The 17,512-nt window shown below is 43.6% G+C and carries 16 protein-coding genes and 1 riboswitch; of the genes, 15 read left to right on the forward strand and 1 reads right to left on the reverse strand.

Going from position 1 to position 17,512, the window contains the following annotated elements:
- The first annotated feature begins 521 nt into the window (after positions 1-521).
- The 10 genes from BVI01S_RS20305 (at position 522) to BVI01S_RS20350 (ending at position 11,585) form a co-directional block, all read left to right on the forward strand.
- A complete protein-coding gene (locus BVI01S_RS20305; protein WP_034758238.1) occupies positions 522-1,253 on the forward strand; it encodes a pseudouridine synthase in 732 nt (243 codons plus the stop codon).
- Positions 1,254-1,509: 256 nt separating this feature from the next.
- Positions 1,510-2,040, forward strand: coding sequence for a thiol-disulfide oxidoreductase ResA (gene resA / locus BVI01S_RS20310; protein ID WP_034758241.1), 531 nt, complete (start codon positions 1,510-1,512; stop codon positions 2,038-2,040).
- A gap of 31 nt (positions 2,041-2,071) precedes the next feature.
- Positions 2,072-3,748 (forward strand): cytochrome c biogenesis protein ResB, encoded by a 1,677-nt coding sequence (resB, locus tag BVI01S_RS20315; RefSeq protein ID WP_034758244.1) that lies wholly within the window; start codon positions 2,072-2,074, stop codon positions 3,746-3,748.
- Positions 3,729-4,904: a c-type cytochrome biogenesis protein CcsB gene (gene ccsB, locus BVI01S_RS20320; RefSeq protein WP_034760586.1), complete on the forward strand. Its 1,176-nt coding sequence runs from the start codon at positions 3,729-3,731 to the stop codon at positions 4,902-4,904. The genes resB and ccsB overlap by 20 nt, the downstream gene beginning before the upstream one ends.
- A gap of 121 nt (positions 4,905-5,025) precedes the next feature.
- Positions 5,026-5,742 (forward strand): response regulator transcription factor, encoded by a 717-nt coding sequence (locus tag BVI01S_RS20325; RefSeq protein WP_034758246.1) that lies wholly within the window; start codon positions 5,026-5,028, stop codon positions 5,740-5,742.
- Positions 5,739-7,502, forward strand: a complete 1,764-nt coding sequence (locus BVI01S_RS20330; protein ID WP_034758249.1) for an ATP-binding protein — start codon at positions 5,739-5,741, stop codon at positions 7,500-7,502. Before BVI01S_RS20325 ends, BVI01S_RS20330 begins: the two co-directional genes overlap by 4 nt.
- Before the next feature lie 255 nt (positions 7,503-7,757).
- Positions 7,758-8,312, forward strand: a complete 555-nt coding sequence (sigX, locus tag BVI01S_RS20335) for an RNA polymerase sigma factor SigX (RefSeq protein WP_034758251.1) — start codon at positions 7,758-7,760, stop codon at positions 8,310-8,312.
- Entirely contained in the window at positions 8,284-9,501 is a 1,218-nt protein-coding gene (locus tag BVI01S_RS20340) for an RsiX family anti-sigma factor (RefSeq protein WP_061811382.1), read from the forward strand. Before sigX ends, BVI01S_RS20340 begins: the two co-directional genes overlap by 29 nt.
- Positions 9,502-9,719: 218 nt before the next feature.
- Positions 9,720-10,613, forward strand: a complete 894-nt coding sequence (locus BVI01S_RS20345) for a peptidoglycan DD-metalloendopeptidase family protein (RefSeq protein WP_061811383.1) — start codon at positions 9,720-9,722, stop codon at positions 10,611-10,613.
- A 114-nt stretch (positions 10,614-10,727) separates the two neighbouring features.
- A riboswitch (FMN riboswitch) is annotated at positions 10,728-10,862 on the forward strand.
- A gap of 153 nt (positions 10,863-11,015) precedes the next feature.
- Complete coding sequence (locus tag BVI01S_RS20350; protein WP_034758259.1) at positions 11,016-11,585, forward strand: ECF transporter S component; 570 nt, start codon at positions 11,016-11,018, stop codon at positions 11,583-11,585.
- Positions 11,586-11,691: 106 nt separating this feature from the next.
- Here BVI01S_RS20350 and BVI01S_RS20355 read toward each other — a convergent pair whose 3' ends face one another.
- Positions 11,692-11,940, reverse strand: coding sequence for a ferredoxin (locus tag BVI01S_RS20355; RefSeq protein ID WP_034758261.1), 249 nt, complete (start codon positions 11,938-11,940; stop codon positions 11,692-11,694).
- A gap of 223 nt (positions 11,941-12,163) precedes the next feature.
- Between BVI01S_RS20355 and BVI01S_RS20360 the strand changes: the two genes are divergently transcribed.
- The 5 genes from BVI01S_RS20360 (at position 12,164) to BVI01S_RS20380 (ending at position 17,422) form a co-directional block, all read left to right on the forward strand.
- Positions 12,164-13,228, forward strand: coding sequence for a YpbB family protein (locus tag BVI01S_RS20360; RefSeq protein ID WP_061811384.1), 1,065 nt, complete (start codon positions 12,164-12,166; stop codon positions 13,226-13,228).
- Complete coding sequence (locus BVI01S_RS20365) at positions 13,206-14,678, forward strand: RecQ family ATP-dependent DNA helicase (RefSeq protein ID WP_061811385.1); 1,473 nt, start codon at positions 13,206-13,208, stop codon at positions 14,676-14,678. Before BVI01S_RS20360 ends, BVI01S_RS20365 begins: the two co-directional genes overlap by 23 nt.
- A gap of 9 nt (positions 14,679-14,687) precedes the next feature.
- Entirely contained in the window at positions 14,688-15,287 is a 600-nt protein-coding gene (locus tag BVI01S_RS20370) for a CPBP family intramembrane glutamic endopeptidase (RefSeq protein WP_034758269.1), read from the forward strand.
- Positions 15,280-15,972, forward strand: coding sequence for a LysM peptidoglycan-binding domain-containing protein (locus BVI01S_RS20375; RefSeq protein ID WP_061811386.1), 693 nt, complete (start codon positions 15,280-15,282; stop codon positions 15,970-15,972). Before BVI01S_RS20370 ends, BVI01S_RS20375 begins: the two co-directional genes overlap by 8 nt.
- A gap of 304 nt (positions 15,973-16,276) precedes the next feature.
- Positions 16,277-17,422 carry a glycosyltransferase family 4 protein gene (locus BVI01S_RS20380; protein ID WP_034758273.1) on the forward strand — a complete coding sequence of 382 codons (1,146 nt, stop codon included), beginning with the start codon at positions 16,277-16,279 and terminating at the stop codon, positions 17,420-17,422.
- Positions 17,423-17,512 lie beyond the last annotated feature (90 nt).

Below are 17,512 nucleotides of genomic sequence, written 5' to 3' on the forward strand. Positions count from 1 at the left end.
CCCGCGTTTCCCGCAGGAGTCGAGCACCTTCCGCTCCAATCAACATTATAAAGGGAGTTTTTCATGAAACTAAAAATGTCACATTTGTTTCCGGCTACATCAGGTTCTAAAGATTGAGGCGACTTATTATAACAAATATAATATCCTCTTTATCATTACTAGTTTATAAGAACCTCTAGCTCTGCCACCAATTCCTTATTTAAAGGGTGAGGGGAACTGCGTAGACTCCTACGGAAAACGGGCGTGTCGAGACCCCGGAAGCGAACTTTGCTGAGGAGGCTCGGCCGAACGTCCGTGGAAAGCGGAGCAGTTCCCCTCACCCTAAAGCACACACCTGTTGGCAGAGCATTTAGGAACTATATTTAAAGTGTTAATCATCAGCCTCACCTTGCAGGGAAGATGAAAAGGCATAAAGGGATCGACTGAATTGGTCGATTTTCCTTTATGCCTTTCTATTTTGCCTGGATTGTGTAATAATTCATGAAGGTAAATGTATTGAAAATTAAATGAGGTGAAAGACCGTGGAACGATTACAAAAGGTAATTGCTCACAGTGGCGTGGCGTCACGTCGTAAAGCAGAGCAATTAATTATAGAAGGTAAAGTAAAGGTCAATGGGAAAGTCGTGAAGGAACTTGGGACGAAGGTATCACACTCCGATCGAGTTGAAGTGACGGGCATCCAGATCGAAAGAGAAAATAAAGTATATTACATGCTTTATAAACCAAGAGGGGTCATCTCCGCTGTAACAGACGATAAAGATCGGCAGGTGGTAACGGATTTCTTCCCTGAAATTGAGGAAAGAATTTATCCTGTCGGCAGACTTGATTATGAAACGTCAGGGATCCTCCTGTTAACCAATGATGGCGACTTTGCCAATTCCCTTATGCATCCAAGCAATGAGATTGAAAAGACGTATGTGGCAAGATTAAAAGGGATTCCGCCTAAATTCAAGATCCGTGAGCTTGAGAAAGGAATTAAGCTGGAAGACGGAATGACCGCACCGGCTAAAGTGAAGGTCCTCAGCATCGATAAAAAGCAGGGGAAATCAATCGTGGAAATCACGATTCATGAAGGAAGAAACCGTCAGGTCCGCAGGATGTTCGAAGCCCTGGGGTATCCTGTTCAAAAGTTGAAAAGAGAAAGATATGCATTCCTTTCGCTCCACGGCTTGAATGCTGGAGAGGGAAGAGAACTGACACCACATGAAGTGAAACAATTGAGGGCGCTTGCTGAAACAGGCAGCATCCATTAATGTCCACTATGGAAAGTGTCACATATCCTTCATATAATTTACATTAACTTTAAAGTGATAAATGATATAATGAGAAAGGAATTTTACCCTGAAATCATGGGATATTTCTCTGCTCATTATGAGGATATGAAACCGTACATTATGGCAGGGACTGATTTCATAAGTGGACTCTTATGACTTCAGGCCCTTTGCTACTGTAAAGAGAGAAAAACTTCTCCATTCTTGAGAACGATTTCAATTTGGGAGGCACACGTAAATGAATAAGAAAAAGCGCAGATTGCTCATCCGGACCATTATTCTCATTGTGCTGACTTCTGCAGTTGCATATACCCTGTATGCAAACTTCACGAAGGACGAAAGAGGGATGTTAAAGGCAGGCGATAAGGCACCGGATTTTGTCCTTACGGATATGGATGGGAATACACACCGCCTTTCCGATTATGAAGGAAAAGGGGTCTTCCTGAACTTCTGGGGAACATGGTGCAAACCGTGTGAAAGGGAAATGCCTTACATGAACAATCAATTTAAGAAGTACCAGGATCAAGGTGTACAGATTTTAGCGGTAAATGTAGGGGAATCCGATTTCCTCATTAATCGATTCGTTTCAAAACATGGGTTAGAGTTCCCTATATTAGTAGACAAGGAAGAGGAAGTGCAGAATGCATACGGGATCGATCCACTTCCTACGACGTTCCTGATCAACCCTCAGGGAGAAATTGAGAAGATCATAACGGGTACGATGACAGAAAACGATATCATTGAAGATTTAGAGAGCATCAAGCCGTAAGGCAGTTTAACTTGAAATAAGGAGTTTTAGCATGAAAGAGATTAAATGTGTATGCGGTCATGTGAATCCAAATGGTACGGTTCTCTGTGAATCCTGTGGACGGGCTTTAACGGAGGAAGCAAAGAATGAAAAGCTCCATGACATGCGTTACGAGGGGAGTGCTAGACGTTCCCAAACGTATAATAAATCGATTATAGATAAGATTTGGAATTTCTTTTCATCTGTGAAAGTGGGCGTATGGTTAATCGTCATCACGCTTATTGCTTCAGCAGTGGGAACGATACTGCCCCAGGAACAGTATATTCCAAATGGTCAGCCTGCAGATGAGTACTATGAAGATGTTTATGGTTTCTTCGGAGAACTATACTATACGGTAGGGTTCCATGATCTTTATAGCTCATGGTGGTACTTGCTATTGATTGCATCCATTGGGGTTTCCCTCGTCATATGCAGTCTGGATCGTGTGATCCCCCTATATCGCGCCTTGAAGAATCAACGTGTCACAAGGCATGCCGGCTTCTTGAAACGCCAAAGGATCTACGGGAAAACGGACACGACCGAATATGATGAGCCACTCGGAAAAATAAAAGAAAATCTGACCCGGAAAAAATATAAGATCCGGGAAGAGGATGGAAATATCCTTGCAGAGAAGAACCGGTTTTCAAGATGGGGTCCCTATGTAAATCATATCGGTCTTATCATCTTCCTTTTCGGTGGCATGCTTCGATTCGTTCCGGGGATGTACATAGACGAAACGGTGTGGATCCGTGAAGGAGAGACGAGAGCCGTTCCGGGGACGGACCAGGAATATTACTTGGAAAACAAAGGCTTCACCCTGGAGACATACGACAAGAATAAGGATAAAGAAGTATTCGGTGAAGCGATTGACAAAAACGGGACCATTGCGAAGAATTTCCAATCGGATGTGATCCTGTATAAGGAATCAGGAGATCGCGTTCCCGGTCAGAAGGCAGAACGCGAGAAAGAACAAGAGGAGTCTATTAAGGTAAACCATCCTCTTAAATTCGGGAATTTTGCTGTCTATCAAACAAGTTATAAACTGGATGAATTCAAATCCATGTCTTTTACCCTGGATAACAAAGAGTCGGGGAAAAGCTTCGGTGAATTCACAGTCGATTTATTCGACCCTCAAAACGCCTATACGTTTGAAGATGGGTATAAAGCAGAACTTATGGGATATTATCCGGATTTTTCCGGGTTCAACGAGCAGGGTGAACCCCAGACGAAATCCCCTCTTCCGAATAACCCGGCATTCCTGTTTAAATTGTTCTCACCTGAAAAGCCCGAAGGTGAGATCAGTTTTGTAGGAATCCGAAAAAATCTTGAACCTTTAGGGGAAAATGACTATAAATTGTCATTTGCCGGTGTCGAGACGAGAGATGTATCCGCCTTAACCGTACATAAAGATCTTACCCTCTGGATCCTGGCCCTTGGAGGAGCCATCTTCATGATCGGTGTCATACAGGGTGCCTACTGGCATCACAGAAGGATTTGGATCAGGCGGAGTGATGATGGGGATGGACTCATCGTAGCCGGTCATACGAACAAAAACTGGCATGGTTTGAAAAATGAAATCAGCTTTGTATTGGAAGGCAGTGGAATCAATGAGCCTGTCGATCAACAACAAAAGGACGAAGTAAGGAGGAATGAGGATGTCAACGACAACAATGGCAGAGTGGAGCAGTAATTTACTTTACGTATCCTTCATCATGTATTTGATCGCGACTCTGTTTTTTGGCGGGAGTATCCGTCAAAAGAATACAACGGAAACGAACCAGAAGAAATGGGGCTTTATCGGAATTGCTTTAACCCTTGTCGGATTTGCCTCTCAATTGGGGTACTTCTTTCTTAGATGGGGGGCTTCGGGACATGCACCGGTAAGTAATTTATTCGAATTTACAACCTTTTTCGGTATGATGCTTGTCGGGGCATTCATCATTCTTTACTTTATGTATAAGACGACGATCCTTGGTGTCATCGCACTGCCATTCGCCCTTTTGGTGATTGCATACGCCAGCATGTTTCCAAAGGACATCAGTCCACTCATCCCCGCCCTTCAAAGTGATTGGTTGAAGATCCACGTCACAACCGTTTCAGCAGGGGAAGCGATTCTTTCCATCAGCTTCGTGGCAGGGCTGATCTACTTACTGAAATCAGTTCAGCATACAAAAGGCAGCAGGCAGTCATTCTGGCTTGAGACAGTGATGTATTCATTGGTTGTCGTACTGGGGTTTGTTGTCGCATCGACGGCATTTACCCTTGGCCATTATGAAGCGAACTTTCAATATGTGAATCAACAGGGGGAAGAGGCCATTTCTGAATACACGCTTCCTGCCCTGGTAGGTCCGAATAAAGGTGAATTATTGAGCGAAGACGTGATGGAGCCACTCGTTGAAATGCCTGCTCTCATAAATGCGAAGAAATTAAATACCGTGATTTGGTCATTTATGGTCGGGACAGTCATTTATCTTCTTCTCCGCTTGATCTTTAGAAAGCGGATCGCAGCTAAGATGCAGCCACTTGTAAAGAATGTGAACCTCGACCTGATGGACGAAATCGGTTACCGTTCCGTATTGATCGGATTCCCGGTATTCACTCTCGGAGGACTCATCTTTGCCATGATCTGGGCACAGATCGCCTGGACCCGCTTTTGGGGATGGGACCCGAAAGAGGTTTGGGCATTGGTTACATTCTTATTCTATGCAGCCTTTCTCCACCTCCGCCTGTCCAAAGGCTGGCATGGGGAGAAATCGGCATGGCTTGCCGTTGTAGGGGTTGCAATCATTCTATTCAACCTTGTAGCGGTTAATCTTATCATTGCCGGGTTACACTCATACGCATAATCAATCGTAACGAAAGGAAGGAGCTGACAACCATGAGAATCCAATTCTCTTTCCTGTCAGCTTCTTTTTTTATACAAAATATAGGATAATATAGTGTAAATATACAAAGGGGGATGTACCCATGGAGGAAAATATTCGCATTCTGGTTGTTGATGATGAAGATCGAATCAGAAGACTGCTAAAGATGTATTTGGAAAGGGAAAACTATGAAATCGATGAAGCGGAAAATGGGGAACAGGCGTTAGAGATGGCCCTCGAACAAAACTATGATTGTATTCTATTGGATATCATGATGCCTGGAATGGATGGAATCGAAGTGTGTCAGCACCTTCGGGAAAGCAAGGCGACCCCCGTCATCATGCTTACTGCCAAGGGTGAAGAAGTGAATAGGGTACAAGGTTTCGAGGTCGGGACCGACGACTATATCGTGAAGCCTTTCTCTCCCCGTGAAGTAGTTCTCAGGGTGAAGGCACTATTACGACGCTCCACGAAGTCAAGCTTCATTCAGACAGATGCAAAAGCAAAGGACCTGATTGTTTATCCGCATCTGACAATCGATAATGATGCCCACCGGGTGTCGGCGGATGGGATCGATGTCAATCTGACTCCTAAAGAATATGAACTCCTCTATTTCCTTGCGAAAGCTCCTGATAAGGTATTTGATCGTGAGCACCTGTTGAAGGAAGTATGGCATTACGAATTCTTCGGTGATTTGCGTACGGTGGATACCCATGTGAAACGATTACGGGAAAAGCTGAACAAAGTATCTGAAATGGCTGCTAAAATGATCGTGACCGTATGGGGAGTAGGCTATAAATTCGAGGTAACAAATGAATGAGGCTTTGGCGTAGTGTAGTAGGGAAACTGTGGGTGACCATCCTGCTTCTGGTTTCCTTTGTATTATTTATTCTCACCATCTTATTGCTGGAATTCTTTCAAAATTACCATGTTGGGGTAGTGGAGAAAGAACTGACCCATACGGCTGAAAAAGTAGCCAGGGTCATCGAGAATCATAATGACCTGACCCTTGGAATGGAACTTGGGAAAGAGATCATCGATGAACCTGTCAATATCATTATTTCCCTGGACCAAAACCAATCATTATATTCTCAGGATTCGACGGTCTTTCAAAAGAAGATCCACCATTATATCTCGAAGGATAACAAGCTTCAGTCGGTCAAATCAAAAGAAATCACCGTGAAAAAAGAGGTTGAACTGTCCAAGGAGTCGTCTAATCGATATGAGAATGTCATCGTAGTCGGCACGCCCCTTCATATCAATGGGGAAGATGGTGCCGTTTACCTCTATCAGTCCTTAGGGGTGATCAAGGATACGACACGACAAACCACCAAGCTGATACTGCTTGCGGCAGGGATTGCCATCATCCTTACGACGATATTTGCCTTCTTCCTCTCCACCCGTATCACTGCTCCGCTCCGGAAAATGAGGGAGGCTGCTTTCGAAGTGGCAAAGGGAAAATTCGATACAAAGGTTCCGATACTGACAAAGGATGAAATCGGTGAACTTGCTACTGGTTTCAATCAGATGGGAAGGCAGCTGAAGTTTCATATCAACGCACTCAGTCAGGAGAAAGAGCAGCTTTCATCCATTCTCAGCAGTATGGCTGATGGTGTCATCACCTTTAACCGGGACGGGACCATCCTGATTACAAACCCCCCTGCTGATCGTTTCCTTCAACACTGGTATTACGAGCAAAGTGAAGAGGGTGAAGAAGCAATTCCGACGACTGTAAGGGAGTTGTTGCAGAGTGTGGTCGTAACTGAAATGGAACAGACGGATGAACTGAGTCTGCAAGGGCGTTCCTATGTAGTGATTGTGAGTCCCCTGTATAATAATAACACCATCAGGGGAGCGGTCGCGGTGGTTCGGGACATGACAGAAGAACGGAGATTGGATAAGCTCCGCAAGGATTTCATCGCCAATGTCTCCCACGAACTTCGCACCCCCATTTCCATGCTGCAAGGGTATAGTGAAGCGATCGTGGATGATATTGCTGGATCCGAAGAGGAGAAGAAAGAAATTGCCCGCATCATCTATGATGAATCGCTTCGCATGGGAAGGCTCGTCAACGATCTCCTGGATCTCGCCCGCATGGAAGCCGGGCATATCACCTTGAACAAGGATGTGATCGGTGTTGTGCCTTTCACGGAAAGAGTGACAAATAAGTTCATCGGATTGGCCAAGGAAAAAAAGGTTTCCATTTACTTTGAAAGTGATGTGGAACTGAATAAAGAGATTTTCATAGACCCCGATCGAATTGAACAAGTATTAACGAATCTCATCGATAATGCCCTTAGGCATACGCCGACGGGAGGGGAAGTGACGGTTTCCCTGAAGGAAAAGAAAGGCGGATTTCTGTTCCATGTCAGGGACACGGGGTCCGGCATACCTGAAGAAGACCTTCCTTTCGTATTCGAGCGGTTTTACAAGGCAGATAAAGCAAGAACAAGAGGAAAGTCCGGAACAGGTCTCGGCCTCGCCATCGCCAAGAATATCATTGAGTCCCATAAGGGGCATATTCAGGTGCAAAGCAAAGTCGACCAAGGGACAACCTTCACTTTCTTTCTCCCTATTTAGCCAATTATCGATCATCTCCATAGAAACATGACGATTTTTCTTGTTACATGGGAAACATTCTTTATTTTTTGCTCTATTTCAAAAAGGTTGTTGAAAAAGAGAAAATGAGCCAGCAGGGTGATTTCCCTGTTGGCTTTTTTCATGCGGTTTCCAGGTCAATATGGGTCTTTCCTTTTCACCTAAATAATACTATATTGATAGTGTGTAACTTTTTTACATAGTAAACGACTAATAATTTGACGGGGAGGGAATAAAGTGAACTCCGTTTTTGAGAGATTATACTCTGCTTATCATCAGGATGTATTTCAATTCCTCATATACATGGTACAAAATAAACAGCAGGCTGAAGACCTGGCCCAGGAAGTCTATATCCGGGTGCTTAAATCTCATGAGAATTTCGAAGGGAAAAGCTCCGAAAAGACATGGCTTTTTTCCATTGCGAAAAATGTTGCCATCGATCATTTCAGAAGACAAAAAAACTGGAAAAACCGTATTCTTGATAAATTCGATTGGAGTCGCAATGAAGTAACAGACGACGGGGCGCTTCCCGAAGAGATCGCCGTTGCCAATGAAGAAATCCAGGTGTTGTATGAATGTTTGAAACACTGCACAACGGACTTTCGAATGGTCATCATCATGCGTTATTTACAGGAACTTTCAATCTCTGAAACCTCTGAGGTGCTTGGCTGGTCAGAAAGCAAAGTGAAAACGACCCAGCATAGGGCCATCAAATGGTTGAGGATTGAAATGAATCAACGGCTCCCAAAGGAGGAAAGAGACATTGAACCAGTCAGAATGGAAAGATCGTGATATCGAGGACCTCATCAAAAAGCTTCCTCAAATCAAAGATGATCGAACTTCTCACTATATCCATGCACGAATGGAAAGGAGAAAAAAGAAAAGGCAAACCACATTTAAACGATTCATACCGGCAGTCGCTGCATTTGCCGCCATATTCATCATGGTCCTACTCGCTCCCACCGTTCTAAATCAACTAACGGATACGGGTATGGAGAAATCCGAATCGGGTGCGGAACCAGGCAGCTTAGAAAATAAAGGGGACATCGCTTCTCTGCAGAAAGAAAGTGAACTCCCTCCCCAATCCGGTAAAGAAGAGAAAGTCGCTGCGACGGAGGTTGATCCAAATGAAAACAGCAAGCTGACGATGTCGGAGGATCTAAAAGAATCCCCCAAAAGGCTTTCTCTTTATGAAGAAGATCTAGAGGGAAAGGAATTCTATTCCTTTGGACTTGTTTCACCTGAAGCAGTACCCATACCTGTAACGATTGTGGAAGAACAGAGACAGGAAGACTGGTTGACAAGACATGAGCAAATCGGTGAGGAACTGCCGGAAACCGATTGGGGACTTGAAGACTATCTGCCTTTAAATGGAGATGTGTCTCTTGATAAGAATAAGGTCATTTTCACCCTCGACCCCGATCATTCTTACAGTGGCAGCAGTGCAGTAGAATACGCTTTTTATCACTCTCTTCAATATTCATTCCAGCATAAAGGGTTAGAAGAGGTTGTACTGAAAAATCATGACGGTTCGGTCCCTCAATTCAGTTCGACGGGAGAATTCTCAAGTGTTGATCTGAATGAAAAGACGCACAGTGCATACTATCTTTACTCACCCAATGGGAAGGACCGCTTCCTCGTACCGGATAATATAAACAGAGGGGGGATCAAGGAGTCGATTCAAGCAATGAAAAGTGCAGAGACGGGCCTTTTCCAAAGCGTCATCCCGAAAGACATCAATTTTAACGTGACAGAAGCAAGTGAGGTGGTCACAATCAGTTTTTTAAACGAATTGGATTTAACCTCTTTAGGCGAACAAACCGCACAGGAGATGATCGAAGGAATACTGTTGACGAGCAGGAGTTCTGGCTTTGAGAGTGCCCGGTTTGAAAACATTAAACAGGAAAGCTGGAACGGCTTTGACTTCACAGAGCCCCTCGAGACACCGATCAGTCCGAATAAAAAGAGAGTTGTGAATTAAATATCATGGAAAAGACCAGAAGCGGATTTGATCCGAATCTGGTCTTTTTATTTATACGCTATAAAAACGAATATTTACCCCATTCACAGACAAACTACACAAAGGAAAAATATCTCAAAAAGAATGCCTATGCATGTAATGAGGGGGAAACGGTTAGAATGGTGTAATACATATAGAAGTCGAGGCACGTCTGTCAATAAGACCGAAGGAGGACAAGCATGATTTTCGATTATGCAAAAAGGCTTTTCATCGTTTTTCTTTTAACGGTAAGTGTATTCATGATGTTCTTAACCGAAAATGCAGCAAACGCAGAGGGGGATAAGGTGTCAGGTGACACATCGTCCTGGACATTTCCTGTAGAAGGTATGATAACAGATTCATATGGTACAAGGTCGGGTTCTCACAAAGGCATGGATATCGGAGGGGACATCGGGTCGCCTGTATATTCTGTCGCTAAAGGAAAAGTGATCAAATCTTATCTTTCTGATAGCTACGGTCATGTTGTATTCATCAGGCATGAAAATGGATATGAAACCGTCTATGCTCATCTTCAAAGCAGGCTGGTGGATGAAAATCAGGAAGTGGCACAAGGTCAACAACTTGGACGATTGGGGAACACTGGAAGATCAACGGGGGCTCATCTCCATTTTGAAGTACACAGAGGGGAGTGGACGATTGATAAAGAAAATGCAGTCGACCCTTATCGTGTATTCGGTCAGGGGGAAGTCGGACAGCTGGTATTTGCCAAAGAGAAGGATCCTTTCCAGGCAGTAGGTGTCTCTGGGACTCCGGAATCGCTTCCTGAAGAAAGTGTAGCCGAGGGAGTGCACATCGTCCATAAAGGCGAGACTCTTTGGGGGATTTCCAGACAATACGGGATGTCAGTTGAAGAAATCATGAAGAAAAATGAATTGAAGAGCTCCGTGTTAAAGGTCAATCAGAGGTTGATGATTCCAGGATCCTCCCCTAAAGGGCAATACGTAGTGAAGCAAGGGGACACACTGTATTCGATCTCTAAGGCGCAGGGGATCGATATGGATGAACTGGTGTCGAGGAATGACTTGAACCCGGCGTCGGCGATTTACCCCCAGCAGGTGCTGAAGGTGAATTGATGATGTCACATACAGCATGGGAAAGGGAAAACACATAATTAGTTCGAATTCGAACTGTTTTTCTTCACATAACACTCAACTTTATGTATAATGAGAATGTATAAAAAAATAAAGATTCGTCTTCGGGGCAGGGTGAAATTCCCTACCGGCGGTGATGAAACCACGTGTTTCTAAGCCCGCGAGCCTTTTGGGGCAGGATTTGGTGTGATTCCAAAGCCGACAGTATAGTCTGGATGGGAGAAGATGAAGGTGATGGCCACAACGTTTAGAAAATGGGAAGCTAAACGTTTATTAGGGTATGCCTTTCATTCTCCGGGATATGTTTATCCGGGAGTTTTTTAATGCTACCTTTTGCTTGAACCGTCTTCGATTTGAGATGAATCTCCTAAAGGAGAGAGAGTTATGAAAAAAATGAATACGAGAATGTTTGTCACAATTGGTATGCTAAGTGCCATATCGTATGTACTAATGTTATTCAACTTCCCAATTCCACCATTTCCAAAGTTTCTCATGGTTGATTTCAGTGATGTACCTGCATTGATTGCGACGGTCACACTGGGACCGCTTGCAGGAATATTGGTCGAACTATTTAAAAACGTGATCGATTATGTCATGACCGGAAGCGACACAGGTGTTCCGATAGGTCATGCAGCCAATTTTATTGCGGGAGTCCTTTTGATTCTTCCGACGTATTACATCTATTCACGTTTTCAATCGAAAAAAGGTCTGTTGATCGGACTGATCACAGGAACCGTCGTCATGAGTATCAGCATGGGGATCCTGAATTACTTTGTGTTCCTTCCTGCTTATAAATACTTCATGAACTTTGAGCTTCCTGCTGAAATCATCATTACCGGAATCGTTCCATTCAATATCCTGAAAGGGATTTTGGTGACATCCGTATTTACTTTACTGTTTGTCCGCCTTCAAGGCTGGCTATCAAGACAGGTGGCCTTAAACAAAGCGGCATAGTGATATGATAAAAATGAACCCCTCAACCATATTGAGGGGTTTTTCTATTGGATTCCATTTCATTAAAAAAAGCTAAGAAGATCGATCTTCTTAGCCCTCATCCTTACTATTCAAATTTCAGTGCATCTCCGTCGAATGGTTCGTCAGATACTTTAATGGAATCTGTCGGGCAACCTTCGAATGCATCGATCATATCATCTTCCAACACGTCAGGAACTTCAACCGTCCCCTGGTTATCATCTAATGTTACAAATGCAATACCTTCATCATCATAATCGTAAATATCTGGAGCGGCAGCCCCGCATGCTCCACATGCAATGCATGTATCCTTGTCAACGATCGTATATTTTGGCAAAGAAAAAACCTCCCGAATAAATAATTCTATATAATTCATCATTATACACAATGTCAATTTGTGAAAAATCACTTAATGTTTATTTTATAGAGGATTGGATGACTTTTCAATAGTTAGGTGCTTTCTTTTTATTTTTATCCTATATATGAAAAACAAAACATGGTGAAAAGCCAATTTCATGGTACAATATTTGACAATAACCTACATATTAAGGAGGAGAGCATTGACCTATCTTAATTATGTGATCCTATATTGTTTTATGCACATTAATGGAGAGCGCTCCATTTACTCTGTATTTCACATTCTAAAAGGGAAGAAATCTTCCCAATCGATTCAGGATGCACACATTTTTCATCTGCAGCCTTTTTTCCTTTCTTTACCTAAGTTGAAGCGGTCGTATTTCAATCAAAAGGTAAGGGAATTGGAAGAGGCCGGATGGATGACCGTTGGTGAAAATGATAATGCCATAGTGTCATCCGAGGGTTCTAAAGCCGTGAAACAGTATTTTCTTGATGAGACCTTCCCTTCAGAAATGAACGGTCTCATCCATGGTGATAAAGCCCGTCTATTCTGGATGAGGTTAAGCCTCCTGGTTCAGGTCCTTTCCAATGCCAAACGACACGAATTCCTCTATTACCCGGTTCAGCGGAACAGACATATACAGGAATGGGTCAAGAATTGTATCAGGGCCAATCCAAACAGTGACAATCTCTCGTCCCTCTTGTTCAAAGAGCTGACCACCCTGCTGAATGTCCAGGAAAGTGATCCATCTTTATTGGTGTATCGATTAACTGGATATAAGGACTATGGCTGGACGGAATTTCAGGTGGCAGAGCAATTGGACATGGATCTTGAGGAGTGCCGCTTCCGATTCCTGAATTTGCTTCACGGTATGTTGACAGAAATAGAAAAGGATCCTAAAGGCTTTCCGTTATTATATTCCATGGGCTTGAAAAGTGAACACCGACAGAACCTGACCATATCGACCAGCAAGACCTACGACTTGTATAAGAGGGGGCATTCCCTTGAAGAAATCGCCCGGATCCGTAAATTGAAACTCAATACCATCGAGGACCATGTCATCGAGTTGATCTTAACAGAAGAAGGTTTGGGCATTGATCCCTTCATTACCAGGGAAGAATACGTAAACGTACTGAAGGTGATGGAGGAAGCGCAGACGAAAAGACTTAAGCCCATCAAAGAAAAGCTCCCTCATTTGAGCTATTTTCAAATCCGGGTGGCCATCGCAAAGGCAGGTGAAACACGTGAATCTGCAACAAGAACTTAAAGAAAGATTCGGCTATTCTTCCTTTAGGGAAGGACAGGAAGAAATCATCCATTCCGTGCTGAATAAACGGGACACGGTTGCTATGCTCCCGACTGGGACAGGGAAGTCACTGTGTTATCAGCTGTCCGGTTATCTGATGGATGGGCACGTGTTGATCATTTCTCCCCTGCTCTCTTTAATGCAGGATCAAGTGGAGCAGATGAAAGTGATGGGGGAAAAGCGGGTCATCGCACTGAATTCTTTTTTGCCCTATATGGAAAGAAGAGAGGCTTTGGAACGATTACATCTGTATAAGTTCATCTTCATTTCCCCTGAAATGTTAATGAATCGAGGGGTCATATCCTCCCTGCAATCTTTGGATATTTCCCTGTATGTGATTGATGAAGCACACTGTATATCTCAGTGGGGACCTGATTTCAGGCCGGATTATCTAAAGCTCGGGGAACTGAAGAAAATGCTCCACAACCCGACCACCCTGGCATTGACGGCAACGGCGACGGAGGAAGTCAGGGAAGACATCAAGCAGGTGCTTCAAATGGAACATGCTGTTGAAATGGTCTATTCAGTCGATCGTGGGAATATTGGATTATTTGTTAAGAGGGTGTCCGGACCAAATGAAAAGCTGAACACTTTGTTAGAATGTGTGAGAGCGTGGGAGGGTCCGGGAGTAGTATATTTCTCAAGTAAACGCATGGCTGAAGATGTTGCTCTCTGGCTGTCAGAGAACGGTGTGTCAGGAGTGGCCCACTATCATGGTGGGATGGAGCAGGAGGACCGGATCTTGATTCAACAGCAATTCCTTTCAGGGAAGCTTAGAATGATCTGTGCAACCTCTGCGTTTGGAATGGGAGTGAATAAAGAAAATATCCGTTTCGTCATTCACTTTCATTTCCCATCCAGCATCGAAGCGTTTTTACAGGAAATTGGAAGGGCGGGCCGCGATGGAGAAAGTAGTGTATCTGTCGTGCTATACTCAGAACAGGATCTTTCCTTGCCCCTTCAGTTCATCGAAAGTGAGCTGCCCCAAGATGATCAGATTCAGAGGTTTATCGAAGAGGGCAGAAAGGGACAGTCTAAGGAGTTAATCGAACAGCTCCAGCTTACAGAGGTGCAGTATCGATTCCTGTTGTATTATACAGAGGAGTTGACCCGGGACATGCCAATTGATCAAGATAGATTACTAGAAAAAGTGAAACAAATCCGGAACAATCGTTTACAATACAAGAAGGACAACCTGTACGCCATGATCAACTGGCTTCAGGCCGTTACGTGCAGACGGGAGAAGCTCCTCCATTATTTCAATGAAAAAAAGAATGTCGATAACCCATATTGTTGTGATCGATGCGGTGATTCACTCGATGATTTCAAGACTGAGCCATTCGCGTTAAATATACAAGAAACCGGCACTGCGAACTGGGAGAAAAGGTTAGAAAATTTATTATTAGGATAAGTGGTATCAATGAAGAAACAAGGGGAAATCATTCAACAGCTTTCCAAAAAGCAATTAACTTTCCATTTGTATTTTACTCAATTTTTACTATTAACGATCGCCTGTGTGTTAGGTATATTTTTATTTGACACACCGTCCGAATTCTGGAATCAAATCAGGTTTTCCCCTGCCATCTTTACGGTCGGGATGTCCAGCGGTCTCCTGATCGTCCTGCTCGATATCCTCCTGATGAAGGTGTTGCCTGCTAAATATTACGACGATGGCGGGGTCAATGCACAGATATTCACAAATAGAAGCATGGGGGAAATCGCCCTTTTAGCTATGTTTATCAGTGTGAGTGAAGAGGTTTTATTCAGGGGTGTCCTTCAATTTCACTTTGGACTGATCATTTCAAGCATTATTTTCGCACTCATTCATTTCAGGTACTGGGCTCACTGGTTTTTAATCATCAATATCGTATTGCTCAGCTTTTGGATCGGTTTCATTTATGAATTCACAGATAATTTATTGGTTACGATCATCATGCACTTTGTCATCGATTTTTTACTGGGGTTACATATGCGTAAGAATGGAAGACAAAGAAGTAAAGAAGGGATGTCACATGAGTAAAGACCCATATCGAGATCAGGCAGCGAAACGGAAGATAAAAATTGAACGAGTCCCTGAGGAAACACCCGTCAAAAAAAGGGAGCCCCTTCCCCCAAGAAGTGAGCTGCATAGAGAGAAACATAAAAAAAACAAATGGAAAATGAAGTACCCATTGATCAGTATGCTGCTCTTATTTTTTATTTTATTGCCTTTGACCGTTTTTGGCATTTATTCTTATCTCGATCACAGAAATGGTCCCCTCGTCGTCATGTCCGAAGATATAGATGACGTGGTTGAAGTCCGTTATGACCAATCTGAGGATGAACAAGAAGATAGTGAGGCTGAAGCTGCCGTCGCCCCTCAAAAGGAAGAGGATCCTCCTCAAACGGACAAGGAAAATGCAACATCGAAAGAGTCCGCTTCCACTACTGGTGAGAAGAATCAACAAGCCTCGGCACCGCCGCCTAAAGAAACAGTGGAAGAAAAGCCGCAGGAACAGATAGAAGAAAAACCAAAAGAAATAGAGAAAGAAGAGCCAAAGGTCAAGATTGTGTATCATACGGTTAAACCACAGGAAACCTTGTACCGGATCGCCATGAATTACTACCATTCCCCATCAGGCGTTGACCGGATCAAAGAATGGAATAAAATTCAGGATACAGACATTCAGACAGGCCAAGTGTTGGAAATTCCGTTAGATCAATAAAGCACCCTCCCCAGAAAATGGGGCGGGTGTTTTTTTTGTTGGTGATTTACATTCATTTGCAACAATCGCAAGGAGAATTTACATGGAATTAGTAGAAGCATTACATACCGAAAATATAATGAAACTGACATATCAGTATAGAGAAGGGGTTGATTGAATGGACAATATGCTGACGCACTTTCGTCATGCAGATGATAAGTTGTTTATATAGGATCAATGGCCACGACAATGATGGTTATCTTGTTTATCTAAAGGAGCTAACGGAAAGCTAAGATTGCATGCAAACCAAAAAGGGGGAAGGGTAATGAGAGTGGCGCTTTTTACTGATACGTTTTATCCGCAGGTAAACGGAGTGGCGAGGACGTTAAAAAAGCTGACGGATCATTATGATAAGAGAAGGATTGAATACAAAGTGTTCACCCCTGACCTTCAGCATAAAGGGGAGAATTATCCTAATGTGCACTCATTCACGAGTTTCCCATTCTTTCTTTATCCTGAATGCCGGACGGCCATAGTAAATCCAAAAACAATCCGAAAGCAGCTAATGGATTTCTCTCCCACATTGATTCATGTTACCACGCCACTGACGATGGGGCTTTATGGAATCCGTGGAGCAAAGAAATTGGACCTTCCCCTTGTGGCTTCTTATCATACCCATTTTGATGTTTACTTGAATTATTACAAAATGATGTGGGCTGCCCCATTATTATGGAAATATATGAAGTGGTTTTATTCACATGCCGACCGCATCCTCGTCCCTTCTGAAGAAACGAGGATGCATCTGGTGAATCAGGGCTTTACCGACCTGTCCATATGGGGGAGAGGGGTCGATTGTGCGACGTTTTCACCCAAGAAGCGAAACTCCTCCCTTAGGGAAAAATTCAAGATTGATAAGAAATATATCCTCCTTTACGTAGGGAGGCTGGCACCAGAGAAAGACTTGGATACACTTGAAAAAACGATCAAACACCTTCCAAGGGAAGTGAAGGATCGAGTCCAATGGCTCATCGTCGGCGATGGACCGCTAAAGAAAGAGCTCATGGATAAGACCCAGGGTGAAAATGTCGTCTTCACAGGCTATCTGACAGGGGAAGAACTTGCAGAAACGTATGCCTCCTCCGATTTGTTTGTCTTCCCTTCAGCTTCTGAAACATTTGGGAATGTTGTACTGGAAGCCCTGGCATCAGGGTTGCCTGCCGTAGTCGCAGACAGGGGAGGCGTGACGAATATCGTCGAGCATGATCATACGGGCAGGGTTGCAGAAGCTCATCGATATCAATCCTTCATCCACCATATCATCGAATCGCTGGATGAAAGCCGGCTGATCTACATGAAACGAAAAGCACTTCAGATGGCTGAAAAACAATCCTGGGATGCCATCTTTGAAGGACTCATAACTGAATTCAGGGAAGTGAGCTCCTTCCATAGCCAAACACAGCGGTACGGTTGAAAAAATATTCATGATAAGGTTGAGACATTCTAAATCCATTTCCTCTATGACGAACAATCAATAAATTAGTTGGGATAACTTGTTACACCG

This window comes from Rossellomorea vietnamensis NBRC 101237, assembly GCF_001591825.1.
Classification (GTDB): Bacteria; Bacillota; Bacilli; order Bacillales; family Bacillaceae_B; genus Rossellomorea; species Rossellomorea vietnamensis.